Raw genomic sequence first — 25,262 nt, 5'->3', positions numbered from 1 at the left:
TTTTTAAAACTATGTATTTTTTTATACTACATTTTGAAGTGCGGAGTCTGGGTTACATCTTGATATTTTTTTATTTCTCATAGATAGGGAGTGATTAACTGTTAACGTTTACCTGTTTCCCCGTTCCCTCATACCTCAGACTTATAGCAACTTTAAAACAATGATTTGTTCCCTGTTCCCCAAAGTGATAACTTTTTGTACCTTCTCAAGTCGCAAATTGCTGTAAATTCTCACAACTGATGACTGATTGCTATAATGGAAAGAGTTATGCTTAGTGCAGGTTGAAACTAAACATTAAAAAAGTCAAAAAAAGTTTTAGCACACTCAAAAAAAATTATAAGCTGACGTACACATAAACACAAAAGAATGAGTAATCAAAAAACAAACTTAACGATTATCGGTGCAGGATTGTGGGGACAAGCATTAGCTACATTAGCTAGATATAACGAAGAAAATAATGTAAAAATTTGGTCACGAAAAAGTAACGAATCTTTAGCTTCTGTTGTCAAAGAAGCAGACGCAATCCTCTCAGCAGTTTCCATGAAAGGAGTAAGGTCAACCATAGAAAAATTAACAGCTTTAACAATTTATGAAGAGACTATTTTTATCAGTGCGACAAAAGGATTAGAACCCAAATCGATCCTAACTGCTTCACAAATATGGCAAAAAAGTTTTCCAAATAATCCAGTTGTTGTTTTATCTGGTCCCAATTTATCAAAAGAAATAGACAAAGGATTACCAGCAGCAACTGTGGTAGCTAGTGACGATACAGTGGCAGCGGGTAAAGTACAAGAAATTTTTTCTTCTGATATCTTTCGGGTTTATTTTAATAACGATCCCATTGGTACAGAGTTAGGAGGAACCCTAAAAAATGTCATGGCGATCGCTTCTGGTGTTTGCGATGGTCTACAGTTAGGAACTAATGCGAAATCTGCACTTTTGACCCGTGCTTTACCAGAGATGATTCGCATTGGAAGCGAGTTAGGAGCATCCCCAGAAACCTTCTTCGGGCTGTCAGGATTAGGGGATTTAATCGCTACTTGTGATAGTCCTTTATCCCGTAATTACCGAGTAGGTTACGGTTTATCAGAAGGCAAAAAATTAGAGCAAATTTTAGAAGACTTGCAAAGTACGGCAGAAGGAGTTAACACTGCTAACGTCTTAGTAGAATTAGCCAAGAAATATAGAATAGCTATACCCATTTCTCGCCAAGTGTATCGACTTCTGAACGGGAAAACAACTCCTCAAGAAGCCGTTAAAGAATTAATGGCGAGAGATTTAAAAGCAGAATTCGATGATTTAGACTTTGCTTAACGAGAGAGTTTAATTTGTCTTCAAAGAAAGAAAATATTAAGCAACTTGTTGTTAATAAAAAAAACGTGATGACTACCAAAAATAAAACCAATAGAACCCGAAATTTCCTAGAATTATGGAATATGAGTTTTGGATTTTTTGGGGTGCAATACGGTTGGGCATTACAGATGGCCAATACCAGCGCAATTTATGAGTATTTAGGAGCTAACCCGGAACAAATTCCCCTGCTGTGGTTAGCGGCCCCAGTGAGTGGTTTAATTGCTCAACCCATTATCGGTTATATGAGCGATCGCACCTGGACTCCATTAGGCAGAAGACGACCTTATTTTCTCGTGGGTGCCATTTTAAGTTCCATTGCCTTAGTGTTGATGCCTAATGCGTCAACCCTTTGGATAGCGGCAGGGTTACTGTGGATTTTAGATACATCCGTTAACATCACTATGGAGCCTTTTCGAGCTTTCATTGCCGACTTATTACCCGAAAAACAACACACCCAAGGCTTTTCTATGCAAAGCTTTTTCATTGGTGCAGGGGCTGTAGTTGCCTCCGTTTCCCCTTGGATATTAACCCATGTTTTTGGCTTTAGTAATAGCACCAACGGAGGGGATGGAGTTCCCTTCTCCGTTAAACTATCATTCTACATCGGAGCAGCGGTTTTTTTGAGTACCGTTCTTTGGACTGTGATTACCACAGAAGAGAAACCCCCTCAAAACTTGAAAGCGATGCAACAGGCTAATGAAAATAAAAGTCTCAAGGATAAATTAGCAGAGATTGTTCATTTAATACAAGCCATGCCCAAAACCATGAAACAATTAGCTGTGGTACAATTTTTCACCTGGTTAGGTATATTTTGCCTGTTTCTTTATTTCCCCCCTGCTGTTGCTCACAATATTTTTGGTGCGGTAGAAGAAAATTCAACTCTGTATACTGAAGGCATCGAATGGGCTGGTATTTGTATCGCTGTTTATAACGGTATCTGTTTTATTTTTTCCTGGGTGTTACCTAAATTAACCATGAGACTAGGAAAAAAAATGACCCATTCTCTTTGCTTAGTATGTGGTGGAATTGGATTGATCAGTTTACTTTGGGTAGAAAAGCCAATCCATGCCCTATTTCCCATGATAGGATTCGGCATTGCTTGGTCTAGTACCCTAGCTATTCCCTACTCCATGTTATCCCATATCATTCCTGAAAAAAATATGGGGTTATACATGGGACTGTTTAATGCTTTCATTGTTATTCCCCAAATCATTGCCGCTTTTGGTTTAGGAGCAATTATGGACTACTTTCTCGATAATAATTCCTTGCTGGTGGTGGTTTTAGGGGGAGTTTCCCTCTTGTTAGCGGCTGTCTGTATTCATTGGGTAGATGAGACAGAAAACCTCGAAAATGACAGTAAAATTGTAGAATTACAGCCTACCTTATCCTAAATTGGAGGGAAGTGGGAGGGAAAAAAATCCCTCACTCCACTCCACGAATTCCCTAAATAATTTTGGCTATACGAAGACCGAAATATAGTCCCAGGGCAACGGTTGTAAATACGACAATGTATCCACCAAAAGCAGCAATAGTGAGTCCCGACATAATTTTTTTCTCCTAGATTGTGTAATTTTATGTTATTTTAACCTGTGATTACCGTTTAATACATAACCCTAGCAAATTTTTGCTCAAGCCAGAAAACTTTGTGTTAAACTCTACTCAGACTGATGAGATCGGCATAAATGTTAGTTTTGGAGTTAAAGATTAGAGCTAAAAAACATCAGTACACGGTTATAAACGAGGCAATACATGACGCTAAGTTTGTCCACAATAAGTGCTTTCTCTTTTGGATAGACAATAAAAAAGTCAATAAGTATGACCTTAATCATTGTTATCGTGTATTAGCTCATGACTTTAACTTTGCTGATAAGCTGAAATCACAAGCAAGACAGTTTAGGAGATGATACCTCTACTTTTTCAGGCTTCGCCGTGGGCATCAGCCGAAGGGAGAAATTCTGTTTAAGTAAGTAACCTCTGTGAACAAATAATCCCCCGTTATAGCCTTAGCTTAACAGTGGGAGTGTCAATAAAATAAATTGTTCATATTGACTTATGGCACGTCAAACCTCGCCCCAAAATCCTTCTATAAACGCTTCATACAACGACAATGGTTCTCCTCGAGAGGCTGATTTTGACATACAACAGGAATTATCTCGTCTTCAGGAGATAATCTACGAGAGTTTTCATATTCCTGTGTCACGATGGACAATTATCGATGAAGATAAAGTATTAGAACAATTAGAATTTATTGGAACAAAGATTCCTGAAGCCATTAGAAAAGCATTACAGGTTCTCGAGCAAAAACAAGAAATTCTAACCAATGCCGAAAACTATGCACAGCATGTAGTTCAGCAAGCAGAGCAAGAAGCCGCAGAGATTTTAGACGAATCAGGAATCATTCAACAAGCTCAACACGAAGCTAATCAAATATTGCACCAGGTACAGACCCAATGTGAAGCCATTAAAGCTCAAACGGTGGCTGAGATCGATCAACAACGACAAATGGCGAACGGGGAAATGGAAAACTTGTATCAGAAAAGTATCGCCGAAGCACAGCAAATTCAAGACGGGGCCGACGAATATGCAGATGCAGTTCTCACCCGTCTAGAACAAGAGCTAGGGGAAATGTTGGGAGTGGTGCGCAATGGCCGCCAACAACTTTACAATCATTCTGCTCAACGTCCAACGAACAATTCGGGGAAGCAGGTGTCTGGAAATAAGAAACAATCCTCATAATGATTCCATTCAACGTATTTTCCACTCTCTAAAGTACATTCAACTGTATTCAAGCAAATTGTCCCTAAATCTTCTATTAAGGTGCGGAAACTATAAACTGGGAAGTTATCTTCAGTCCGTTTTTTTCTATCCTTAGCTATAGCGGACTCACTACGCTTTGCTTTGATAACATCTTACATAGACGCTGGTTTAAGCTTAGGTTGGTTAATTAATCCTCAAGATAACACTGTGGAAATTTATCGACCCCAACAACCTACATAAACCCTATCTCTTCCCGTATCTTTATCGGGAGAGGATGTTTTACCCGAGCTTAATGTGTTGGTTGAATAGGGTTCGTGATCAAACAGAGTCTCGTTGCTTAATCAGAGAAATAGCCCTAGTAACGCTTTCGGGGAAAACAACCACTAACCCGCCTTTATCCACCTTATCTAAGCCGTAATTGATTGCTTCTGTCTCGTCTAAAATGGCTTCGTATTTAGCTTGAGAATTCTCTTGTAAAATACCTTTAATAATTAGATCGGCCGCTTCACCAAGATCCCGGCCCCTTTTATCATCGTCTTCTTTAACAATAATGCGATCAAAAACCCGAGCAGCGATTTGACCTAAAAGGACTAAGTCTTCATCCCGGCGATCGCCGGGGCCACCCACTACCCCTAACCGTTGTCCTTGCCAGTTTTTGACAAACTCTCCTACTGCTTCGTAACCTGCAGGGTTGTGAGCATAATCTACCAAAGCGTGATGATCTCCTAAGTTAAAGAGATTCATGCGTCCGGGGGTTTGTTCTGCGGATGCAGTAAATGTCCTCACCCCTTGTCTAATGTCTTCGATATCCACCCCTTGAGAAAAGGCAGCCAAACAAGCGGCCAAAGCGTTAGCAATCATAAAGGGTGCCATTCCCCCCATAGTCATGGGGACATTAACCGCTTGTTCGATTCTCAGGGTAAATTGTCCTTCGAGTATGGAAAGATAACCGTTCTCATAAACCGCGGCCAAACCATCCCGACGTAAATGATTCTGGATAATTTCGTTGTCAGGGTTCATAGAAAAATAAGCCACCTTTCCCTTGACTTTTTCCGCCATAGCTGCTACCAAAGGATCGTCGGCATTCAGTACCGCGTGACCATCCCCGTGTACCACTTCGGCAATGACACCTTTTACCCTGGCCATTTGTTCGATGGTGTTGATGTCCCCTAACCCCAAATGATCGGCGGCTACATTTAAAACAATACCTACGTCGCAACTATCGAAAGCCAAACCCGATCGCAGAATCCCACCCCTAGCACTTTCCAACACAGCTACTTCCACGGTGGGATCTTTGAGGATCATAGCTGCGCTAAACGGTCCGGTGTTGTCTCCTTTTTCCACCAAATACTCTCCAATGTAGACCCCATCGGTGCTGGTATACCCCACCACTCTACCTGTTTGGCGGTAAATGTGGGCCGTTAAACGGGTGGTAGTGGTCTTCCCATTGGTGCCGGTAATGGCGATGATGGGGACGCGACTGGGGGTGTCCGGAGGAAACAGCATATCCATGACTTGGGCGGCCACGTTGCGGGATAATCCTTGAGAGGGGGCGACGTGCATGCGAAACCCAGGAGCAGCATTTACCTCGACGATCACCCCATCTACTTCTTGTAGGGGTTTGGTGATGTCTGGTGTTACCACATCAATACCCATTATGTCAAGGCCAATAATTTTAGCCACTCGTTCTGCGATCCAGAGGTTTTGGGGGTGGATATCGTCGGTGCGATCGATGGCGATGCCGCCGGTACTGAGGTTGGCTGTTGCCCGTAAATAGGCGATTTCCCCTTTGTCTAGCACGGTTTCGAGGCGAAGTCCTTGTTTTTCCAGGATTGCCAGGGAGGTTTGATCCACTTTAATCTTGGTGAGAACGTTATCGTGACCTTCTCCCCGTCGGGGATCTTGGTTGGTTATTTCGATCAATTCTTGAATGGTATGTTCCTCATCTCCTACCACATGAGCCGGCACTCGTTCGGCCACAGCTACCAATTTACCGTTAATGACTAATAAACGGTGATCGCTACCCTTATAGAAGCGTTCAACAATGACTGTGCGATTTTTTGAGTGTTGGCTGGCGAGATCGTATGCTCCTTCTGCGTCTTCCCAGGTGTTTATATCGATGGTAATACCCCTGCCATGATTACCGTCGAGGGGTTTAATAACGATGGGATAACCCCCCACATCGGCGATAGCACTTTCTAGCTCTTCAAAAAACTCGATGGTGGTGCCTTTAGGAACAGGAACCCCTGCGTCTTGGAGAATGGTTTTAGTGCCTTCTTTATCACAGGCTAGTTCTACGGCTAAAATGCCGGAATAGTCGCTGAGGGTTGCCTGAATGCGCTTCAGATGTACACCGTAACCTAACTGTACCATTGCCCTGGCAGTGAGGGGCATCCAAGGGATATTTCTCGCTTCTGCTTCTGTAACGAGGGTTTGGGTTGATGGCCCCAAAGCTGCGTTGGCTTGTAAGTCTTTAAGATCGCTGAGATCTTGCTCCAATTCTCGGATGGGGTAACCACCTGTTTCCACGATGGACTGACAAAGGCGAACAGCGGCCCTCCCTGCATAACGGCCGGCCTGTTCATCTAAGTATTCAAAAACGACGTTATAGACCCCTGGGGTGGCGGTTTCTCTGGTGCGACCAAACCCCACGGGCATTTTGGTTAATTCTTGTAATTCTAGGGCTACGTGTTCTACGATATGCCCCATATAAGTGCCTTTTTTCACTCTTTCTAGGAAACCCCCTCGATGGCCAGGAGAACAGTAATGTTCAACCAAGCTAGGTAGAATCTCCACTAAGCCTTCGTAGAAACCGGCAATTTCGTTTGAGGGTTTTTCTGCCAAGTCCTCTAGATCTAGGCGCATAACAATCAGTTTTTTGCGCCTAATACTCCAATAGTTAGGGCCGCGCAGGGTAAGGGTTTTTAATATTTTCATACTCGCCGTTTCTATACAAAAGCACGCTTGAGGACACAGAGAACATATCCTAATGATCTTGTCTTTTCACTAGGGTGAATAGCTGTTCATAGTGAACAATTTTTTTATGTTTGTTTATTGCATTCAGCTACTTATTTTAGCAATACATTGATGTTGATGGAGATGATAGCAGTCTCCGTGGGATAAGATGTTTACTCTTAGGTTATGGAGACTGAGAGGCTCTGTGGCTAAGATGTCTGCTTGGTTGGTGTAAGTCATGTCTCTGCCATCGACGATGCTAACGGTTCCTTTGCCGACGATCCGAATTAAGCCGTCTTTTTCAAATAGGGCGCAGGTGTCTTCGTCGATACCCATACCCAGTCTTTCTGGATGGCTTGACAAGGCACTTAATAAGCGTGCCATACGGTTGCGGTTATGAAAGTGTTGATCGACAATGATTTCGGGAATAATACCCAGTCCCATGGCCATATCGACTAAAGCACGATTGGGAGACTCTCCACTGCTACCCCCTGCGATCATGTGGTGTCCCATCACAGCCGCTCCTGCGCTGGTTCCTGCTAGGGAGATTTCACCGAGTTGGACTCGTTGTCGTATCCTTTCCATGAGGGGAGTATCGGCTAATAGTCCACATAATCTTAGTTGATCGCCGCCTGTCATGAATACCCCTGTACATTCTTCGATGTATTGCTTAAAGTAGGGGTCATTGCCTTGGTCGCGGTCGCGAATATCTAGGACTTTAACGTATTTGGCTCCCATTTCTTCAAAGATGTTTTGATATCTCTCCCCGATTAACACAGGTTCTCTTGAAGCTGAGGGAATAATACCTATAGTGGCATTGGTACCACCTGAACGAAACCAAAAGGTCTGCAGAATTTCTTTACCATGAACTTTGTCTTCTGCGCCACCGATAACCAAAATGGCAGTAGTTGTGGATTGGGACATGGGGCTTGGTTGGGATTGAGTCTCTAATTGCAACATAATCTTATCTTTCTAGCCAAAGAAGGTTCGGTACGTTCGCGCTTGTTAGTCATAATTAGGGATAAGAGCGGAATATGCCAACGTTAAGCCTTGGTACTTACTCAATTCTTGGCCCCTTTTCTCTGATCCATTTTAAGCTACACTAGCCTCGGAACTGTAAAATTAATATTATTTTTGTAACTTTATGCAGGTCGATTGTGAATATCGATGTCATTACTTTATTTCCCGATTTTTTTACCTCTGGCTTACAGTCTGGTTTACTGGGTAGGGCGTTAGCGAATGCGATCGCTTCTGTTAACCTGGTTAACCCCCGTGATTTTACGGTGGACAAGCACCACCGAGTGGATGATATCCCCTATGGGGGTGGGGTGGGGATGGTACTGAAACCTGAGCCAATTTTTGCGGCGGTTAATTCTTTACCTCGCTTACCTCACTCACAAGTGATTTTGTTGACTCCCCAGGGTTCGCCGTTAACCCAAACTACTTTACAAGATTTAGCTACCCATTATCAACAATTGATTTTGATTTGTGGTCATTATGAAGGGTTTGATGAGCGTATTCGTTACTTAGCGGATCGAGAAATTTCTCTGGGGGATTTTGTTTTGACTTGCGGAGAAATTCCTGCTTTGGCATTAATTAATGGGGTGGTTCGTTTATTACCTGGAACGGTGGGTAAAACTGAATCTTTAAAAGCAGAAAGTTTTGAAGAAGGGTTATTGGATTATCCCCAATATACTCGTCCTGCTGTTTTTCAAGATTGGGAAGTCCCTGATATTTTACGTTCGGGAAATCATCAATTAATTGCTCAATGGCGACGGGATCAACAGATACAAAGAACTCAAAAACGTCGTCGGGATCTTTGGGAAAAATGGTCTAGCGAAACGAGTTCGGATCAAGCTGAATCATAAATAACAAATTTAGGATATCTTCCATTTATATTTAGTTATTAATAGTCAGCATCCAACTATACGCAACCATGAGGACAAAAAGGAAGCCTATCAAGAATTCGGTATGGGTGGATATCCAATTGGATATGATATCTCTAAAAAAGCGTAAACTTTCTCTTCTCTTTTGTCCTAGTTGCTTCATCAACATTTCCACTTCTTTATCAACTTCTTCGATAGACAAGTCGCCTTGTTGATAACGGGATTCAATTTCATCTAGTTGTCGCCAGTATTGGTGCGTCGCTTCAAAAAGGTTGGGAAACATGGTGATTGGGGATTATTTGTTAATTTATATTACTTTTAGTGTAATAAACTTTACATTTTGCTCACAATAGGGAAAACCCTACTATCCCGACCAATAATGAATTTTAGCCTTGTTCCCTAGAGTAAACATAAATAAAACCTTAAGAAACATCTGAAAAGTTACATAAAACTTTACAATAGGATCATAAGATAAATACTGCCAGTCAGTTGATATCAAGGCTGGTTTATAATAAAGAACCCCAAGGATAGTTGATCTTTGGGGTAATTATTATTGTTTAATGCTGTAATTGTTGTATGGTTTCTCGTCGTACGCTTTTCAAAATTCTGGGAGTTGGGGGTTTAGGTAGTTTAATCACTTATTCTCGGTTTAAAAAGCCATCTCCTTCGTTTTATCAACAAGATAATTTAACCTTACCTTACGGTTTAACTAACCCTAAATCTGTGGTTATTATTGGTGCCGGTTTAGCTGGTTTAGCTTGTGCTTATGAATTAAGTTGTCGTGGTTTTGAGGTAACTTTATTAGAAAAGTCAACTAATTTAGGGGGAAAAATTGCAAGTTGGAAGATTAATATTGGTTCAGATATTTTCAATATGGAACATGGTTTTCATGGCTTCTTTCCTCACTATTATAATCTCGGGCAAATCGTTTCTGAATTGAAAATTGAAAATAATTTTCGCTCTTTGGGATTTTATTCTGTTTTATTTTCTGATAATACATACAATTATAAACCCGAAAATTTTTATCCTAGTCATTCTTCTTTTCCTTGGAATATTCTTGATCTTGCTATTTGGTCAGATAATCGTTTCAATTGGGGAATTAATATTAGTAAGTTATCCCATTGGCAACTATTTAAAGAGATTACAGGATTTAAAATTCCTGATAGTTTTGAAAGGTTAGATCATCTTTCCGTTCTTGAATGGTCAAAGATAGGTTTTCCTCAAGGACTTTATGATTTGTATTTTTTACCTTTTGCTCGTTCAAGTTTAAATGCACCAGATGTTTTAAGTGCAGGGGAATTGTTACAATTTTTCCATTTTTATTTTTTTGGTAACCCCGAAGGTTTAGCATTTAATGGCACAAGAGACGATATGGGAACTAGTTTAGTTGAGCCGATTATTACTAGTATTAAAAGTAATCAAGGTAATGTTATAAAAGAAGCACATATCGGTAATATTATCTGTGAAGACAATAAAATTACTTCTATTAACTATCAACAAGGAAGCGAAGTTACTAATATTCCTTTTAAAGTCGAAAAAAATACTATGTTATGTGATGAAAATGATACCTATTACGGTGATAGCGATCGCTTATTTTTGGAAACAGATAAAACAGTGATGGGTTTAAGCTGTACACATCAAGGTTGTACGGTAAAAAAACAAGAGGATGGATCGTTTTTATGTCCTTGTCATGGTGCAGTTTACGATGAAAATGGTCAAGTAAAAAATGGTCCAGCAAGACAAAATTTAGCCCAGTATAAAGTTATAGAAAAAGATTATCAATCTGTTAATTTAGTTAGCCAAGAAAATAGAGGAAATATCAACAGCGAAACCCTACAAGCAGACTACTACGTTATTGCTACCGATGTTCCAGGAATACGTCATTTATGGACAAAAATAGAAGGAGAAAATAGCGACAGCTTAACACAAAAAATTGAACAATTAGCGGTTGCTGATCCGTTCGCAGTTGCTAGGTTTTGGTTCGATCAAGATTTTGCTTGGGAATACAGTAACTTTACTTCCCTTTCTGGTTACAATCTCACCGATAGTATTACCTTATATCATCGTATTCAAAACCAGTTTATCCAGTGGTCCAAAAAAACAGGGGGAAGTGTCGTAGAATTACACGCTTATTGTTACAAAGAAAAAGACTTTCCTACCCAAGACATTTTACTACAAACCTTTGAGAAAGAACTATATGAGATTGTACCTCAACTAGCAGAAGCTAATATATTACACAAAGAATTAGTTAATCAAAAGAACTTCTCTGGTTATCCTCCCAATAGTTATCATAATCGTCCAGAAACCGTTACAGAAATAGATAACTTATTCTTTGCAGGAGACTGGGTTAAAATGCCTTTTCCCTGTGGTTTAATGGAAAAAGCAGTTAGTAGTGGGTTATTAGCGGCTAACGCTATTTTGGAGAAAGAAGGTTTGCAAAGACGAACCTTATTAACCGTTAATGAAGGTATTAAATTGATTTAAGTTTGTTATTTTATGTTTAATTGTAATTCTGAGGTGACGAGGAATATTATTTACATCTTATTAATAAGTCCGTGATTAACATTGGTTAACTGCTGTGGTTTTAGATTAAAATGTAAATAAGTTCACCCTACTGCAGATTGATTGTTGAACCATGAATGAACCTATCACAGTGACTTACTCTCTAGAAGAAATTTTAAAACGTCTTGAGGGTAAAATCGATAAAATTGATGATAAAATAGACAGGATGGATGGAAGAATCACTAATCTAGAAATAGGTCAAGCAAGATTAGAGGAAAAGTTATCAGGAGACATCAAAAGTCTTGATGAGAAATTATCGGGACAGATTAAAAGTCTTGATGAGAAATTATCGGGACAGATTAAAAGTCTTGATGAGAAATTTACAGGAGAAATCAAAACCCTTGACACCAAAGTAGAAGGTATTGGTAAACGTTTAGATAATCAAGAATTTCTTAATCGTGGTGTATTGATTGGTTTGATTGTCGCTTTGTTAGGGGGTTTAGCAAAGATGTTTGGTTGGATAGGAACTCCCTAGTTAAGATAATTATAGGCTGTGCAATTGTCAGATAAATTGTTAAATTAAGTGTAAATTATTAACATTGCTTTAGAATATAAACTAGGGATAAAAACATTACTAATGAACATCAATACTGTCAGTTTACCTGCTATTCTCCAGTTAAATATAGACTTAACAGATCAGCAGTTTTTTGAACTTTGTCAGAAAAATCGTGACTTAAGATTTGAGCGTAATGCAAAAGGGGATTTAATTATTATGCCACCAACAGGTAGTGAAACCAGTGATCGCAATGCTGAGTTAACCTATCAATTACGCGCGTGGAGTCGGCAAAATAAGCGAGGAAAGTCCTTTGATTCTTCTGGTGGTTTTAGGTTGCCTAATGGCGCGCAACGTTCCCCAGATGCTTCCTGGGTGACAATGGAAAGATGGAATAATTTGACGCAAGATGAAAGGGAAAGATTTGCCCCTTTATGTCCTGATTTTGTAGTAGAGTTAATATCTCCTAATGATTCCCTGGAAAAGACAAGAGAAAAAATGCAAGAATATAAAGAAAATGGTGCCAAGTTAGGATGGTTGATTAATCGTCAACAAAAACAAGTAGAAATTTATCGTCCTCATAAAACAGTCGAAATTTTAGACTTTCCAGAAACATTATCAGGTGAAGATATTTTACCAGGGTTTATTTTAGATTTACTTCCTATCTGGTAATAGTATCTAAATTAAATTTTAAGGTACTCTATACATTCTCTCTTCTATGGCTGCCCAAGTTTCATTAGTGACTAATTCCGCAGCGCCTTTACAATTTAACATCAAATTATAAACATAAAAATAGTTTTGATCAATTTCTCTTAATTCATTACTGGATAGATTAATCATATCCAACGTAAGCTCAAAAGCATTTAACCAAGTTTCCAGAAGTTGATTAGCAAACCTTTTATGAACTAGTCTAGATTCAGTGTTATTAGGGATTTTGGTTTTTATTTTTTCCATTTTTCCCCTTAATTTTTGTAAGTTTAAATTGGAAAAAAGGGGGCTGGCCGCCTCCATATTATCAATCGTTGTAATAAAGTTTTGGATAGCATAGGGGTAAGGATAGGCGTAGGCGTTGGCATAGGCGTTACCGTAAGGGTGGATATAGGCATAGGCGTTGGTGTAAGCCTTCGCATTGGCATAGATGTTACCATAGGCATTGACGTTAGCGTAGGCGTTGGCAACGGCCTTGGCAAGAACTCTTTTAGCAACAGGTGTCAAGTCAGCAGTGGAGTGTTGAGTTGTGCTTTCAGCCCATTCTAATAACATGATAAAACGGTGTTCACGTAATGAGAATGGATTTTTATTTTTTAGGGAGTTTAAATAGATTAAAGCTTGATTCTCCATCCCTAAAAGTAACTCATCTGCGCCTGTTTTTCCTCCCATTAATCCTGCGATTAAAATGAATACTTCTTTCCATCTTGTATCAGTGACATGGCTATTAACAGTTTCTGCGATCAACCCGTTGTCTACAATGTATTTAGCGGTTAAGTATTCTTGTAAGGTTAAATGAGAAAAGGAATAAATATTATCTAGTCTTTCTACTAAAATACCTTGTTGAATGGCAATAGCGTTTAATACTGCTCCCCCATCTAAATCTTGAAAAGTATTCAAATTTCTTGATAAAAATGTTCTTATTTTATTGATTAATTCTTGAGTTTTGAAAAATAGTTTATCCTTAACAAATCCCTCATAAGCGATTTCTGAAAGTAACATTATTTCTGATTTTGTTGTAAAATCTTTATAAATAGGATCCCGTTCTAATTTTTTTTCACCCCACCATTCTTCTAAGAGTATTTCTAATGCCCTTTTATATAGCTCGCTTCTATTTTTAGGTAAGGTTTGAGATTTATCATAAACCAAACAAATAAAGGTTAATAGTAAAGGAGTTTTGGCTAACTCTTTTGCACCTGGATTTTCTTCTAATGCTCGTAAACATTTTTGATCAGTTTCTGCTCGTTGATCGGTTTCAGAACTAAACCAGTTACTAATAAAATCTTGGATTTGAAGATCATCAAAATCAGCAATAATAACGCTATTAAATTGCTTAAATTGGTGTTGATAAGCTGCGGTACGACAAGAAATAATAAAGCGATTTTTATCATTATTTTTAACTAATTTTCTAGTTTCTTCTACTACTGAACCAACGACTTTATTAGAGACTTCATCCAAACCATCTAACAAAATGATAAATTTTCCTTGTTTCAATCCTTCCTCAACAAAATTATTTAGATCAGGAAAATCACAATCCCTAAATATTGTCTTTATAGTAGTCAATAAATCAATTTCTGGAAGATTATTAAATTGCTTGAGTTCGATAAAAATAGGAATACATTTATTATGTAAATTTCCTTTGAGAGAATCTAAGCCAACCTTTCTCAATAAAGTAGATTTTCCCGATCCAGGTGCGCCTAAAACTGTTAAAAACTTATACTGATTAGCAACATCTCTTCCTATTAATTTTTCTTCCTCTTTATCAACATAGAATCCCTTTCTCTTTTTGAAAATGTCTTTAATTCCATCCTCATTACGCAACTGTTTGATTAAATTTTCAGGTAATACTTTAACCGTTGTATAAATATCTTCTAACTGCGTGGGGTTACGCATCCCTAAAACCTTAAGCTTTCCATAGCTTTTATAATAATTGCTGATGTATTGTCTAGCTACTTGGAAGATTTTATCTTTATCACCTGGGATAATTTCTAGAATTAAATTACTAAAATATTCAATAATTTTCGGTTCGATTGGCGTAGGCTCGATGCGAATAATTTTATCTAAAGTAGCTGATTTAACTCCAGAAAATGATAAAGATTTTAATATTTCTTTAGCTGTTCCTTCTACTACTAAAAAACGACTTACTTTCCCGCCATGAATAACTAAATCTAAATTATTTAATTCCGTAATTGTTTGTCCTACTGTTCCCGTTTCTAACTGCTTGTTTCGTTGTTCAATTAATGCTTGACGATATTCCACACGAGAAGAAAACTGGGAAGGTTTTAAGGTTTCAGCAGGTGATAAAATAGCCTGGTCTTCGTTTAATACTATCACTACTTGTAACATTTCATCGCTTGACGAATCAGCTAATATCTCTTGTAAAAGAGGATCAGCTTTTGCTTTTTGTTCAGTAGTAAGTTGCATAATATTAATAGATTAAATCAGTATAAATTGACTAAATAACTAATAACTGACTTCACCATACAAGGTAAAAGTCAAGATAAATCTCCTACTTGAACTAATCCTAATCCCTGACGTTCTTTAGGTTGATTTAACAATTTACATCGACTTAACAACTTATCCCGAAGCTGCGACACCGTTAAATCAGGATCCCTTTCTAATAATAAAGCAGCCACCCCAGACACAATAGGAGTCGCCATAGAGGTGCCATTCCAAGATTCATAACCTCCCTGTACCACCGAGGAATAAACCTGCTCTCCTGGGGCGACTAGATGAGGGATATTATATTCATGATAGTTGATATTTATTTTTGCGCTACTACTACGGTGCCAAACCCTACCTTGATTGTTACTAGCACCCACTGAGAGAACATTTCTGTAGTTCCCTGGACTACGAGTATAATTGCATCCCTCGTTACCCGAAGCACACACAGGGAGAACTCCCACCGCCAACATATCACGGATTACTTCCTCCATTTCAGGAATAAAAGCTGGTAATCCAGCAGATACATTAACAATCTGAACTTCTGGGTTATTAGCAACCCATTCCAAAGCCATGATAAAGTTTGCTAGACTTCCTTCTCCTTTTGGTATCATTATTCCATTTAAAAGTGTAGCATCTGGTGCTACACCGATGAGTGTTCCACAAATCAACCCTGCAACGTGGGTTCCATGACCATCGGTATCTAAAGAATTGCCTAATTGCTTGACTTGCCCTTGTTTTATGTCAAATTCAACAGATTGAGTTATTTTTCCTCGTAATGCAGGATGTGAACTATCAATACCTGTATCTAAGACAGCGATGGTGATACCTTTACCTGTAACTTTACATGATAAGCTATGGTTAATTGCTTCTAAATGCCATAAATCATCATCTGTTAAGCTATTTTCACTTTTAGAACTTGTGGTAACTTTATCGGGTTGAATGAGATCAAAAGTTTGGTCTTTTAAGATAGAAAATTCTAGTAATTGTTGTTGTGTATTTTTTGCTTCTTCCTCTGACATTTCTATGATTGCTGTACCTGTAACTCCTAATTTTTCAGGACTTTTGAGAAATTTTATGTCTTCTTTTCCTTGAATATTTTCAGCCCATTGATTTAAAGTTTTATAGGTTATATCTTTTCGATAAATAGTTTCAACTTCTTGGGTTTGCTGGCGACGACTTTCTAGAGTCAACTTACGAGAATCTAAACTCAAAGATTGGCTGACAAGATTGGCTTTAGGACGAATAATATAAATGGGCATTAAAAATGTTATTTTGGGGGTTTCTTTTTATTATATAGGGTTTCTCAGCTCCATAAGGTACACCTAACTCCAGTTTTCTCCTCTCTCAGTCAAAAAGATAACTTCTGTACTTCACTAGTATGAGAACTAGTATTGGTTAAAATATCATTGTCGATACTGTGAGTGACTAAAAAATTGTAATTATGCTATAAATATCAACAATTCAACTTCTATCAGCTTCGCATTATTTCAAAGCTGATAGCTGATAGCTGATAGCTGATAGCTGAATACTTACCTATTGACCATTTAAAAATTTTAGAGTTTAAAAAATCATGACCATAAAAGCATTTGTCACAGGGGGAACTGGATTTATTGGCGCAAACTTAGTGAGACTTCTATTAAAAGAAGGTTATGAAGTTCGTGCTTTAGTTCGTCCCCAAAGTAATTTAGAAAACCTGAGAAACTTAGATATTGAAATAGTCAAAGGTGATCTTAATGATATCAGTTTAAGTGAAAAAATAAGAGGGTGTAATGTTCTATTTCATGTAGCAGCACATTACTCCTTATACCAAGCAGATAAAGATAAATTATACCAAAGTAATGTATTAGGAACTCGCTCTATTTTAAACGCAGCCAAACAAGCAAACGTAGAACGTATAATTTATACAAGTTCAGTTGCAGCTATTGGTGTGGGAAAATACGGAGAAATGGTTAACGAAACCCATCAAAGTACCGTAAATGACCTAGTAGGACATTACAAAAAATCAAAATATTGGGCGGAACAAGAAGCTAAAAAAGCTATAATAAATGGGCAAGATATAGTTATAGTCAACCCCAGTACCCCCATTGGACCATTAGACATTAAACCTACTCCTACAGGAGAAATTATCTTGCGTTTTTTACGCCGTCAAATGCCAGCTTATGTCAACACTGGGTTAAACCTTATTGATGTGCGAGACGTGGCGAAAGGTCATCTATTAGCGTTAGAAAAAGGGAAGACTGGGGAACGTTATATTTTAGGTAATAAAAACCTTAGTTTAAAAGTCTTATTAGAGGAATTATCCCAACTAACAGGCTTAAAAGCACCAGAAAGAACCCTACCACTTTGGCTACCTTTAACCGTAGCATGGGTAGAAGAGAAGTTATTATCTCGTGTAGGTAAAGAACCGTCAATTCCTATAGATGGGGTCAAAATGTCCAAACAGCCTATGTATTATAACCCGTCTAAAGCCATTGATGAATTAGGTTTGCCATCTTCTCCTATTAAAAATGCTCTAAAAGATGCCATCGATTGGTTTACCGATAAGGGTTATGTATAAGTCAATTACTATTAATATAAACCAAAAATTATGGAAAATGCCGTTACTTATTGTTGGAATGATATTGGAGTTTCTGGGAACAGTTCTTGTCCTGAGTTAAAAACAGTTTTTCACTGTCGAAATTGTCCTGTTTATCGAGGTGCCGGTAGAACTTTACTACAAAGAGATTCCCCAGAAGGTTATGTAGAAGAGTGGACTGATATATTAACTAAAGATTGGCAACAAGACGAATACAAAGCAAAGGAAAAACGACTCGGTTTAGTTAAAAAAGAAATAGCTAGTGATGAAATTACAGCTCTAATTATTTTTAGAGTTGCTAAAGAATGGTTAGCTTTACCAGCATGGGTTGTTAAAGAAATTACCCATATTCATCCAATTCATACTTTACCTCATCGCAGTAACCACGTTTTTACTGGTATTGTTAATATTCGTGGTGAGATTTTAATGTCTATTTTACTGAGAAATTTATTATCGTTACCCTCTGTGGAATTAGATGAGGAAAACAATGATTCAAAATATTCATCCTCTCTTGTTCCTGTAATTTACAAAAGAATGATTGTAATTGAAATACAATCTAATCGTTGGGTATTTCCGGTGGATGAAATTTTAGGAGTTTATCGTTTTTCATCAAAACAATTGCGAGATACTCCCGTTGTTATTTCTAAAACTCCTGATACATATACGAAAAAAATACTAACCCTAGAAGACAAGAACATCAATTACTTGGATTATGAATTAGTCTTCTATGAATTATTATTCTATACTTTAAACAGAGCCTAAAACCAAACCAACAAAGTTATTATGTCTGTCATTAGTGTAAAAAACCTTAGTAAAATTTATAAAGTGTCTTTAAAAAAGCCTGGACTTACGGGTACAATAAAACACTTTTTTAGACGGACGTATAGGGACATATCAGCAGTTAAAGATGTATCTTTTACAATTAATCCTGGGGAGATTGTTGGCTTTTTAGGAGCAAATGGCGCAGGAAAAACCACCACATTAAAAATGCTAACTGGATTAATTCATCCCTCAACTGGTGATGTTCAAATAGTTGGCCATATTCCTTTTAATCGTCATCCCACTTTTCTCAAAAAAATGAGTTTAATTATGGGGCAAAAACAGCAATTATTGTGGGATTTACCCGCTTTAGATTCCCTAAAAATAAACGCTGCTGTCTATGAAATTCCTGATAAAATTTTTCAAAAAAGACTTCAGGAATTAGCAGAAATGTTATCCATTGAAGAACAATTAATCCAACCAGTTCGTAAACTCTCTTTAGGGCAAAGAATGAAAGCAGAATTATTGGCTGCTTTATTACATCATCCCCAAGTTTTATTTTTAGATGAACCGACTTTGGGGTTAGATGTCAATTCGCAAGCTGCTATTCGTTCCTTCCTAAAAGAGTATAATGAAAGATACCAAGCAACTATCTTATTAACCAGTCATTATATGGCTGATATTACTGCATTATGTGAAAGAGTATTATTGATTCATGAAGGACAATTGATTTATGATGGAAGCTTAGAAGACTTAGTAGAAAAGTTCACCCCTTATAAACAGGTAAACGTCGAGCTTTCTTCTCCTTTACCATCCGAAAAATTAGCAGTTTATGGACAAATTGAAACAGTGAAAGGACAAGAAGTTAGATTTTTAGTCAAACAAGAAAATCTGACAGAAACCATCGCTAAGATTTTAGCTCAACTAGAAGTTAATGATCTTAGTGTAACAGATCCCCCCATTGAAGAAGTTGTTAGTCAAATCTTTTCTAGGGGAAATGTTGATATAGATAACAATAACTAGGATATAATTATGCAACAAAATATTGATATTCAATCCTTAAAAGTTAGAAGAAAAAAATTAGCAGAACTGCTCAATACTCCTGCAGTTTTATGGTCAGGAAAATCCCCCTCTAAAAACTTTCGAGCCAACTATTACCCCTTTCGCGCCAGTAGTCATTTTCTTTACTTTGCAGGACTTCCAATAGAGAATGCAGCGATAAAACTGGAAAATGGCAATTTAGACTTATTCATGGATAACCCCCATCCTGATAGCACATTATGGCACGGAGAAATGCCAACAAGGGAAGATATAGCCTTACAAATAGGAGCAAATAATGCTTACCCTATGGAAGCATTAAAAGACAAAATAGATGGAGTTGCTACTGTTGCAGTTCAAGATACTTTTACTAATGAAAAACAGAAAAAAATATTACAACGATTTCTATTAATAAATAATGATTTAAATGAGCTTGATTATAAATTAATGCAGTCTATAATTTCCTTACGTTCAACTCACGATGATATGGCATTAAAAGAAATAAAAAAGGCTGTTGGTGTTTCAGTTAAAGCTCATGAAATTGGAATGAAGTTAACAAAAAATTCCATAACAGAAGCACAAGTGAGAGCAGCAATGGAAAGCTATATAATAAGTCAAAATATGATCTGTGCTTACAATAGTATTGTTACTGTTAATGGAGAAATTTTACACAACGAAACTTACAATAACTCCTTAAAAGCAGGAGACTTAATATTAGCTGATGTTGGGGCAGAAACTCCTTTAGGATGGGCTTCAGATATTACCAGAACTTGGCCAGTTAGTGGTCATTTTTCTAGTAGTCAAAGAGATATTTATGATATTGTTTTAGCCGCCAATTCTGCTTGTATTGAAAACATTAAACCAGGAGCAGAATATCGGGATATCCATCTGTTAGGTGCTAGAATTATAGCAGAAGGTTTAGTGAACTTAGGTATTTTAAAAGGTAATCCCGAAAGTTTAGTAGAAAAAGACGCTCATGCTCTATTTTTCCCCCATGGAATCGGTCATTTATTAGGATTAGATGTTCATGACATGGAAGACTTAGGGGACTTAGCAGGGTACGAAAAAGGAAGAACAAGAAGCGATCGCTTTGGGTTAGGATATCTTAGGTTAGATCGACCACTCAAAGTAGGAATGGTAGTAACCATTGAACCTGGTTTTTATCAAGTTCCAGCAATTTTAAATAATCCTAAATTTAAAGAAAAATATTACAATGATGTTAACTGGGAGAAGTTGAAACAGTTTTCCGATGTTAGAGGAATTCGTATCGAAGACGACATTTTAGTAACAGAAACGGGAGTAGAAATTTTAACTCAAAATTTACCAAAGAAAGTACAAGAAATAGAAGAATTAATAAAGTAAATTTAGGGATAATTAATCTGTTTTTAGGTTGTCCCAGTTTTTCTAGTAAAGTTAGCATACAGTTCCTCTGTATTAAGCAATCTCCATAATTCACCCAGATGGGTGAACCTTTTTGATGAAGTCAATTAACAACAACTAGTTTAAAGTGGTAGCTACAGCAAATCAGTAAACTTCCTTAAATGTCGAGGAGAGTATGAGATGAGTCCTTTAGATCCCCATCAAAAACTGGTACACTTTTTAAGACAAGAGTTGGACATTCCTGCGGAGTCCATTGCTTTAGTTGAACGTCATCCTGAGCTTCCCTATAGTTCTTTTCCCATGTTATTGTGGCGTTATGGATTAATTACTATCGCTCAACTAGAAAGGACTTTTGACTGGTTAGATAATGGTTTTTCTCATTCTGCAAGAGATTTTTAGACTCAAAAATACATCATAGAAAATTACAGTTAATATATAGTTGTTTCTTTTGACAATAGGGAAAAATAATAATACTTATGACTTCTTTGGGTTCTTGGAAAAAACCATCATTTTTAAAACCTGGAGATACAATTATAGCAATTTCTCCTAGTGGAGCAATTAAAGATACCTCTGTGGTAGAAAAAGCAATAGAAATTGTGCGATCTCAGGGCTATAATTTAGAATTAAGTAAACATTGGAATACTCAATATGGTTACTTAGCCGGAACCGATGAACAACGCAGAGAAGACTTATTAGAAGCTTTTAAAAATCCCAATTGTAAAGCAATTATATCAGTTCGTGGGGGTTATGGTGCAGCCAGATTATTAGAAGAAAAAGACTGGGAAACTGTATTTAATAATAATCCCAAATGGTTGATTGGTTTTTCTGATATTACTAGCTTACTTTGGAAACTAGCAAAAGTTAATATTTTTAGTATTCATGGTCCTGTTTTAACTACCTTAGTACAGGAACCCGAGTGGTCTTTAAAACGCTTTTTTAACTATCTTCAAGGTGATATTTTAGCACCGTTAGAAGGAAAAGGATGGGGAAATGGACAGGGAACAGGATGCTTATTACCTGCTAATCTTACCGTCGCAACTCATATATTAGGAACATCTTTGCAACCCTCTTTAAACCACATAATTTTAGCCATAGAAGACGTAGGAGAACCCCCTTATAGTATTGATCGAATGTTGACTCAATGGAGGTTATTGGGTGCATTTTCTGGGGTAAAAGGTATTGCTTTAGGACGTTTTAGTGGTAGCAAAGGACCTGCGAATAGTTGGACTGTAGAAGAAGTTTTAAGCGATCGCTTAGGGGATCTAGGTATTCCTATTGTGTCTGAGTTACCGTTTGGTCACGATGGGGTTAACGCTATTTTACCAGTAGGAATGACGGTTAAATTAGACGGTGATCGGGGTAGTTTAGAATTTATAAATAATTAAAGTTTATTACTCAGAAAATTTACACTTAATGCAAATTTCAATATTACTTTCTGCTGTACCTTTAGTAATATAAGGAATACCTGCTTCTCCACCCAATTTAATACCAAATTTTAACGTAATTTCATCCACTTCAGCCGCAGCAAAATTCTTGAAAGAATTTAAAGTATATTCTGCACACTCTCTAATCATTTGTTGTGCTTGATCCAGTTGTTTCCTAACATCAATGGGTAAACCTCCCATCTCATCAATTCCATCATCTTGTGTGCTAGAAATAACCCTAGGAGTAATCTCAATATCTTTCAATCCTTGATCTGTTTCAAAATATAGTTTTGTTGTCATTTTGCCTCAATAATCTTTTGATTATATGAAACCACAGTTTAGAATAGAAGTTAAATTATTTTCTCTTTTTTAAAGAATGACAAAATATGCGCTAATTATTGCTATTCCTGAATACGATGGGTTTTCACCCCTTCCGAAAACTACTGGTGATGCAGAAGCGATCGCTAAAATATTATGTCAATATGGAGATTATGACATAACCAGATTACCCAAGAAAGGGAATGCTGAGATAGCAGAATATGAAATGAAAGCAGGAAAAGTAACAGATGAAGATTTGTATAAAGAATTAGAACTATTTTTGACTAAAAAAGCACAAAACCAACCTGTATTGATTTATTTTACTGGACATGGGTTTACTATTTGCGATCGCTTGGGAAGAGAAAAGGGATTTTTAGCAACATCAAACTGTAAGATAACGGTTAAAGATAAGCAAATTATTAAACAAGAAAATGCTTTACCTTTAGAGGACTTAAACTACTTAATTGAGCAAGCAAATTTAAGTGAATTAGTTTTATTATTAGATTGCTGCCATAGTGGTAATTATATTGAGACCTATTTAATGCAAAAAAGTTTGAATACATTTGAATATAAACAAAATTATTATTTAATAACTGCTTGTCGTTCTTTTGAAACAGCTAAAGTTATTAGGAAAGATGAACATAGTGTTTTCTCGGGAGCTATTATTGAGGGTTTATCTGATAATAATAAAGACGAAAAAGGGAAAATAAGTTGCAATCGCCTGTTTGATTTTGTCAACACAGAAATCGCTGGTAAGTTACAAACCCCGAGGCACATGGGAATTGGTGGATCAATTACCTTGGTTCAGTATCCTCTATCCAATAGGGAAGAAATCCCAGAAATTCAACCAATACGGGATGATCAGGGAAATATTGTTTGTCCCTATCAAGGGTTAAATGTGTTTACAGCTAAGGAAAAAGAGTTTTTCTTCGGAAGACAGGGATTAACGGAAAACATTAAACAAAAATTAGAGGAATTTGGCGTTATTCCTATTATTGGAGCTTCTGGGAGTGGTAAATCTTCGGTAGTTTATACAGGAGTTATGGGATGGTTAGAAGCAGAAAGGGAAGAATGGTGTATTTTAGAAACGATTAAGCCTGGATTTGAACCTTTAAGCGAATTAAGAAGAGTTTTTCAGGATAAAGTGAGTTTAAAACTAAGGCAGTTAAAAGAAATTATTGAAGATGAAGAGAGAGGAATGGGGGATATTGTTGAGTTTTTGCCCAATTATCAGAAATCTTTCCTATTTATTGACCAGTTTGAAGAAGTTTTTACAGTTTGCAGTGACGAATGGGAAAGAAAGCGGTTTATTGACCTGATTACGGAAATTAAGGTAAAAAATAACAATAAATTTGCCATTATTACCACAATGCGAGCAGATTTTTTAGATAACTGCTTACAGTATCAATCTTTGTATGAAATTATCCAAGATCGGGTAATTTATATGCCTCCCTTGGAAGAAAAAGATATACAAGAAATTATTATTAAACCGGCTCAACGTCAAGGATATCAAATAGAAAATGCTTTACTGATTCGTTTATTAAGTGATGTGGGTAAAAAACAAGGATTTTTACCTTTATTAGAGTTTGCTTTGACCCTCTTATGGGAAAAACGAGATGAAGATAATCAAATTTTGACCTTAGATGCTTATGAAAAATTGGGAGAGGAAAGAGAGGGTGGGGAGAATGGGAGGACAAATTCACAACAAAATACAGGGTTAACAAGAGCTTTGGATATTTATGCGGAGAAAGTTTATCACTATCAATACTATAATCAAGATAAACTCCAAAGAAAGCGAACAGAGACGGAAAAGGAGTTAATTAAGTTGATTTTTCTGCTCTTAATTCGCACTGGAAATCAGGCCAAGGATACTAGACAACGACAACCAAAAACACTTTTGTTGAATATTGCTGGAGAGGATGAAACACAGCAAGAAGCGTTAAATGAATTAATTGATGGGGAACAAGGGTTAGTGTCTGCCAGATTATTAGTAACAGGAATGGATAATCAAAACCATAGCACAATCGATTTAGTCCATGAGGCGTTAATTGAAGGATGGCAACGGTTTAAACTGTGGCGAGCAGAAAATAGAGATTTACGGCAATTATCGGAAAGATTGGAGGATCAACGTCAGCAATGGCTAAAAAATCCCATCGATGAAAATTTGATGATGGGAGGATTGTTAATGCAGGTGAGACGGCAATGGGATGAGTTACGTCCATTTTTGCTACATCCCACCGAAGACAAGGAGTTCTATCAAAAAAGTGATGAATATGAACGAAAACGTCTTGCTGAATTAGAAAATTTGTATCGGGCGATCGCTATCGCTAATGAAAAAACAGCGATTCAATTAGAAATTGAAGGATCACAAGCATTGGATAAACTGGATAAACACCAACCCACACAAGCTTTATTAACTGCGGTTAAAGCAGGAAAAGCTTTAATTCCTTTAAAACAAGCAGATGGTAATTATCCTGTAAGTAGTCCCATTTTGGCTTTAAATACTCTCTGGTATAAGGTTCCCAAACAGGTTATCACCCTCGATGGACATCAATCCTGTATCTTCTCAAAAAGCCAGGGGTCACTCGCTGCGAAAACTTAGGCCAAAC

At 37.3% G+C, this 25,262-nt stretch carries 21 protein-coding genes; 14 read left to right on the top strand and 7 right to left on the bottom strand.

Annotated elements, in window-relative coordinates:
- Positions 1 to 366: 366 nt before the first annotated feature.
- Together P9B04_RS19430 and P9B04_RS19425 are read left to right on the top strand one after the other, a co-directional pair.
- Positions 367 to 1,314: an NAD(P)H-dependent glycerol-3-phosphate dehydrogenase gene (locus P9B04_RS19430; protein WP_342056624.1), complete on the top strand. Its 948-nt coding sequence runs from the start codon at positions 367 to 369 to the stop codon at positions 1,312 to 1,314.
- A gap of 68 nt (positions 1,315 to 1,382) precedes the next feature.
- Positions 1,383 to 2,744, top strand: a complete 1,362-nt coding sequence (locus P9B04_RS19425) for an MFS transporter (protein ID WP_342056623.1) — start codon at positions 1,383 to 1,385, stop codon at positions 2,742 to 2,744.
- 52 nt (positions 2,745 to 2,796) lie between these two features.
- Here the strand turns inward: P9B04_RS19425 and petL are convergent, their stop codons facing one another.
- Positions 2,797 to 2,898, bottom strand: coding sequence for a cytochrome b6-f complex subunit PetL (gene petL / locus P9B04_RS19420; RefSeq protein WP_342056622.1), 102 nt, complete (start codon positions 2,896 to 2,898; stop codon positions 2,797 to 2,799).
- A gap of 507 nt (positions 2,899 to 3,405) precedes the next feature.
- Here petL and P9B04_RS19415 point away from each other — a divergent pair.
- Positions 3,406 to 4,089, top strand: a complete 684-nt coding sequence (locus tag P9B04_RS19415; protein ID WP_342056621.1) for an ATP synthase F0 subunit B — start codon at positions 3,406 to 3,408, stop codon at positions 4,087 to 4,089.
- A 339-nt stretch (positions 4,090 to 4,428) separates the two neighbouring features.
- On the opposite strand, the gene cphA is transcribed toward P9B04_RS19415, so the two are convergent.
- Positions 4,429 to 7,047: a cyanophycin synthetase gene (gene cphA / locus P9B04_RS19410; RefSeq protein ID WP_342056620.1), complete on the bottom strand. Its 2,619-nt coding sequence runs from the start codon at positions 7,045 to 7,047 to the stop codon at positions 4,429 to 4,431.
- Between the two features lie 123 nt (positions 7,048 to 7,170).
- A complete protein-coding gene (locus tag P9B04_RS19405; protein ID WP_342056619.1) occupies positions 7,171 to 8,025 on the bottom strand; it encodes a cyanophycinase in 855 nt (284 codons plus the stop codon).
- Between the two features lie 197 nt (positions 8,026 to 8,222).
- Between P9B04_RS19405 and trmD the strand changes: the two genes are divergently transcribed.
- Complete coding sequence (gene trmD / locus P9B04_RS19400; protein WP_342056618.1) at positions 8,223 to 8,933, top strand: tRNA (guanosine(37)-N1)-methyltransferase TrmD; 711 nt, start codon at positions 8,223 to 8,225, stop codon at positions 8,931 to 8,933.
- A gap of 31 nt (positions 8,934 to 8,964) precedes the next feature.
- Here the strand turns inward: trmD and P9B04_RS19395 are convergent, their stop codons facing one another.
- Positions 8,965 to 9,234 (bottom strand): hypothetical protein, encoded by a 270-nt coding sequence (locus P9B04_RS19395; protein ID WP_342056617.1) that lies wholly within the window; start codon positions 9,232 to 9,234, stop codon positions 8,965 to 8,967.
- A 293-nt stretch (positions 9,235 to 9,527) separates the two neighbouring features.
- On the opposite strand from P9B04_RS19395, the gene P9B04_RS19390 reads away from it, so the two are divergent.
- From P9B04_RS19390 to P9B04_RS19380, 3 genes are all read left to right on the top strand, one after another.
- Positions 9,528 to 11,435 carry an FAD-dependent oxidoreductase gene (locus P9B04_RS19390; RefSeq protein ID WP_342056616.1) on the top strand — a complete coding sequence of 636 codons (1,908 nt, stop codon included), beginning with the start codon at positions 9,528 to 9,530 and terminating at the stop codon, positions 11,433 to 11,435.
- A gap of 151 nt (positions 11,436 to 11,586) precedes the next feature.
- The gene (locus P9B04_RS19385; protein WP_342056615.1) at positions 11,587 to 11,988 is read left to right on the top strand and encodes a DUF4164 domain-containing protein; all 402 of its coding nucleotides are present in this window, start codon (positions 11,587 to 11,589) and stop codon (positions 11,986 to 11,988) included.
- A gap of 102 nt (positions 11,989 to 12,090) precedes the next feature.
- Positions 12,091 to 12,678 (top strand): Uma2 family endonuclease, encoded by a 588-nt coding sequence (locus P9B04_RS19380; RefSeq protein WP_342056614.1) that lies wholly within the window; start codon positions 12,091 to 12,093, stop codon positions 12,676 to 12,678.
- 18 nt (positions 12,679 to 12,696) lie between these two features.
- Here P9B04_RS19380 and P9B04_RS19375 read toward each other — a convergent pair whose 3' ends face one another.
- Together P9B04_RS19375 and P9B04_RS19370 are read right to left on the bottom strand one after the other, a co-directional pair.
- Complete coding sequence (locus P9B04_RS19375; RefSeq protein WP_342056613.1) at positions 12,697 to 15,138, bottom strand: NACHT domain-containing protein; 2,442 nt, start codon at positions 15,136 to 15,138, stop codon at positions 12,697 to 12,699.
- A gap of 71 nt (positions 15,139 to 15,209) precedes the next feature.
- The gene (locus P9B04_RS19370; protein ID WP_342056612.1) at positions 15,210 to 16,418 is read right to left on the bottom strand and encodes a S8 family peptidase; all 1,209 of its coding nucleotides are present in this window, start codon (positions 16,416 to 16,418) and stop codon (positions 15,210 to 15,212) included.
- A gap of 311 nt (positions 16,419 to 16,729) precedes the next feature.
- On the opposite strand from P9B04_RS19370, the gene hpnA reads away from it, so the two are divergent.
- From hpnA to P9B04_RS19340, 6 genes are all read left to right on the top strand, one after another.
- Entirely contained in the window at positions 16,730 to 17,716 is a 987-nt protein-coding gene (gene hpnA, locus P9B04_RS19365; RefSeq protein ID WP_342056611.1) for a hopanoid-associated sugar epimerase, read from the top strand.
- 30 nt (positions 17,717 to 17,746) lie between these two features.
- Positions 17,747 to 18,496: a chemotaxis protein CheW gene (locus P9B04_RS19360; protein WP_342056610.1), complete on the top strand. Its 750-nt coding sequence runs from the start codon at positions 17,747 to 17,749 to the stop codon at positions 18,494 to 18,496.
- Between the two features lie 21 nt (positions 18,497 to 18,517).
- The gene (locus tag P9B04_RS19355; protein WP_342056609.1) at positions 18,518 to 19,516 is read left to right on the top strand and encodes an ABC transporter ATP-binding protein; all 999 of its coding nucleotides are present in this window, start codon (positions 18,518 to 18,520) and stop codon (positions 19,514 to 19,516) included.
- A gap of 9 nt (positions 19,517 to 19,525) precedes the next feature.
- On the top strand, positions 19,526 to 20,893 hold the full coding sequence (locus P9B04_RS19350) for an aminopeptidase P family protein (RefSeq protein WP_342056608.1): 1,368 nt from the start codon (positions 19,526 to 19,528) through the stop codon (positions 20,891 to 20,893).
- 198 nt (positions 20,894 to 21,091) lie between these two features.
- Entirely contained in the window at positions 21,092 to 21,310 is a 219-nt protein-coding gene (locus tag P9B04_RS19345) for a DUF2949 domain-containing protein (RefSeq protein ID WP_342056607.1), read from the top strand.
- Between the two features lie 77 nt (positions 21,311 to 21,387).
- Positions 21,388 to 22,296 (top strand): S66 peptidase family protein, encoded by a 909-nt coding sequence (locus P9B04_RS19340; RefSeq protein WP_342056606.1) that lies wholly within the window; start codon positions 21,388 to 21,390, stop codon positions 22,294 to 22,296.
- Positions 22,297 to 22,302: 6 nt separating this feature from the next.
- On the opposite strand, the gene P9B04_RS19335 is transcribed toward P9B04_RS19340, so the two are convergent.
- Complete coding sequence (locus tag P9B04_RS19335) at positions 22,303 to 22,635, bottom strand: CU044_2847 family protein (protein WP_342056605.1); 333 nt, start codon at positions 22,633 to 22,635, stop codon at positions 22,303 to 22,305.
- Between the two features lie 76 nt (positions 22,636 to 22,711).
- Here P9B04_RS19335 and P9B04_RS19330 point away from each other — a divergent pair, with 76 nt between their 5' ends.
- On the top strand, positions 22,712 to 25,255 hold the full coding sequence (locus tag P9B04_RS19330) for a caspase family protein (protein ID WP_342056604.1): 2,544 nt from the start codon (positions 22,712 to 22,714) through the stop codon (positions 25,253 to 25,255).
- The last annotated feature ends 7 nt before the right edge of the window (positions 25,256 to 25,262 follow it).

This window comes from Crocosphaera sp. Alani8, from assembly GCF_038442745.1.
In the GTDB taxonomy this organism is placed as follows: Bacteria; Cyanobacteriota; Cyanobacteriia; order Cyanobacteriales; family Microcystaceae; genus Crocosphaera.
Note: the sequence above shows the minus strand (reverse complement) of the source record. Positions and strands in the feature narration are given on the sequence as shown.

What these genes read in the sequence shown, in the direction of transcription:
- P9B04_RS19335 (WP_342056605.1), bottom strand. Translation starts at nt 22,635, where the DNA reads ATGACAACAAAACTATATTTTGAAACAGATCAAGGATTGAAAGATATT.
- P9B04_RS19405 (WP_342056619.1), bottom strand. Translation starts at nt 8,025, where the DNA reads ATGTTGCAATTAGAGACTCAATCCCAACCAAGCCCCATGTCCCAATCC.
- P9B04_RS19415 (WP_342056621.1), top strand. Translation starts at nt 3,406, where the DNA reads ATGGCACGTCAAACCTCGCCCCAAAATCCTTCTATAAACGCTTCATAC.
- cphA (WP_342056620.1), bottom strand. Translation starts at nt 7,047, where the DNA reads ATGAAAATATTAAAAACCCTTACCCTGCGCGGCCCTAACTATTGGAGT.
- P9B04_RS19355 (WP_342056609.1), top strand. Translation starts at nt 18,518, where the DNA reads ATGTCTGTCATTAGTGTAAAAAACCTTAGTAAAATTTATAAAGTGTCT.
- P9B04_RS19425 (WP_342056623.1), top strand. Translation starts at nt 1,383, where the DNA reads ATGACTACCAAAAATAAAACCAATAGAACCCGAAATTTCCTAGAATTA.
- P9B04_RS19385 (WP_342056615.1), top strand. Translation starts at nt 11,587, where the DNA reads ATGAATGAACCTATCACAGTGACTTACTCTCTAGAAGAAATTTTAAAA.
- hpnA (WP_342056611.1), top strand. Translation starts at nt 16,730, where the DNA reads ATGACCATAAAAGCATTTGTCACAGGGGGAACTGGATTTATTGGCGCA.
- P9B04_RS19340 (WP_342056606.1), top strand. Translation starts at nt 21,388, where the DNA reads ATGACTTCTTTGGGTTCTTGGAAAAAACCATCATTTTTAAAACCTGGA.
- P9B04_RS19430 (WP_342056624.1), top strand. Translation starts at nt 367, where the DNA reads ATGAGTAATCAAAAAACAAACTTAACGATTATCGGTGCAGGATTGTGG.
- P9B04_RS19375 (WP_342056613.1), bottom strand. Translation starts at nt 15,138, where the DNA reads ATGCAACTTACTACTGAACAAAAAGCAAAAGCTGATCCTCTTTTACAA.
- P9B04_RS19350 (WP_342056608.1), top strand. Translation starts at nt 19,526, where the DNA reads ATGCAACAAAATATTGATATTCAATCCTTAAAAGTTAGAAGAAAAAAA.
- P9B04_RS19380 (WP_342056614.1), top strand. Translation starts at nt 12,091, where the DNA reads ATGAACATCAATACTGTCAGTTTACCTGCTATTCTCCAGTTAAATATA.
- petL (WP_342056622.1), bottom strand. Translation starts at nt 2,898, where the DNA reads ATGTCGGGACTCACTATTGCTGCTTTTGGTGGATACATTGTCGTATTT.
- P9B04_RS19395 (WP_342056617.1), bottom strand. Translation starts at nt 9,234, where the DNA reads ATGTTTCCCAACCTTTTTGAAGCGACGCACCAATACTGGCGACAACTA.
- P9B04_RS19345 (WP_342056607.1), top strand. Translation starts at nt 21,092, where the DNA reads ATGAGTCCTTTAGATCCCCATCAAAAACTGGTACACTTTTTAAGACAA.
- P9B04_RS19360 (WP_342056610.1), top strand. Translation starts at nt 17,747, where the DNA reads ATGGAAAATGCCGTTACTTATTGTTGGAATGATATTGGAGTTTCTGGG.
- P9B04_RS19390 (WP_342056616.1), top strand. Translation starts at nt 9,528, where the DNA reads ATGGTTTCTCGTCGTACGCTTTTCAAAATTCTGGGAGTTGGGGGTTTA.
- P9B04_RS19370 (WP_342056612.1), bottom strand. Translation starts at nt 16,418, where the DNA reads ATGCCCATTTATATTATTCGTCCTAAAGCCAATCTTGTCAGCCAATCT.
- P9B04_RS19330 (WP_342056604.1), top strand. Translation starts at nt 22,712, where the DNA reads ATGACAAAATATGCGCTAATTATTGCTATTCCTGAATACGATGGGTTT.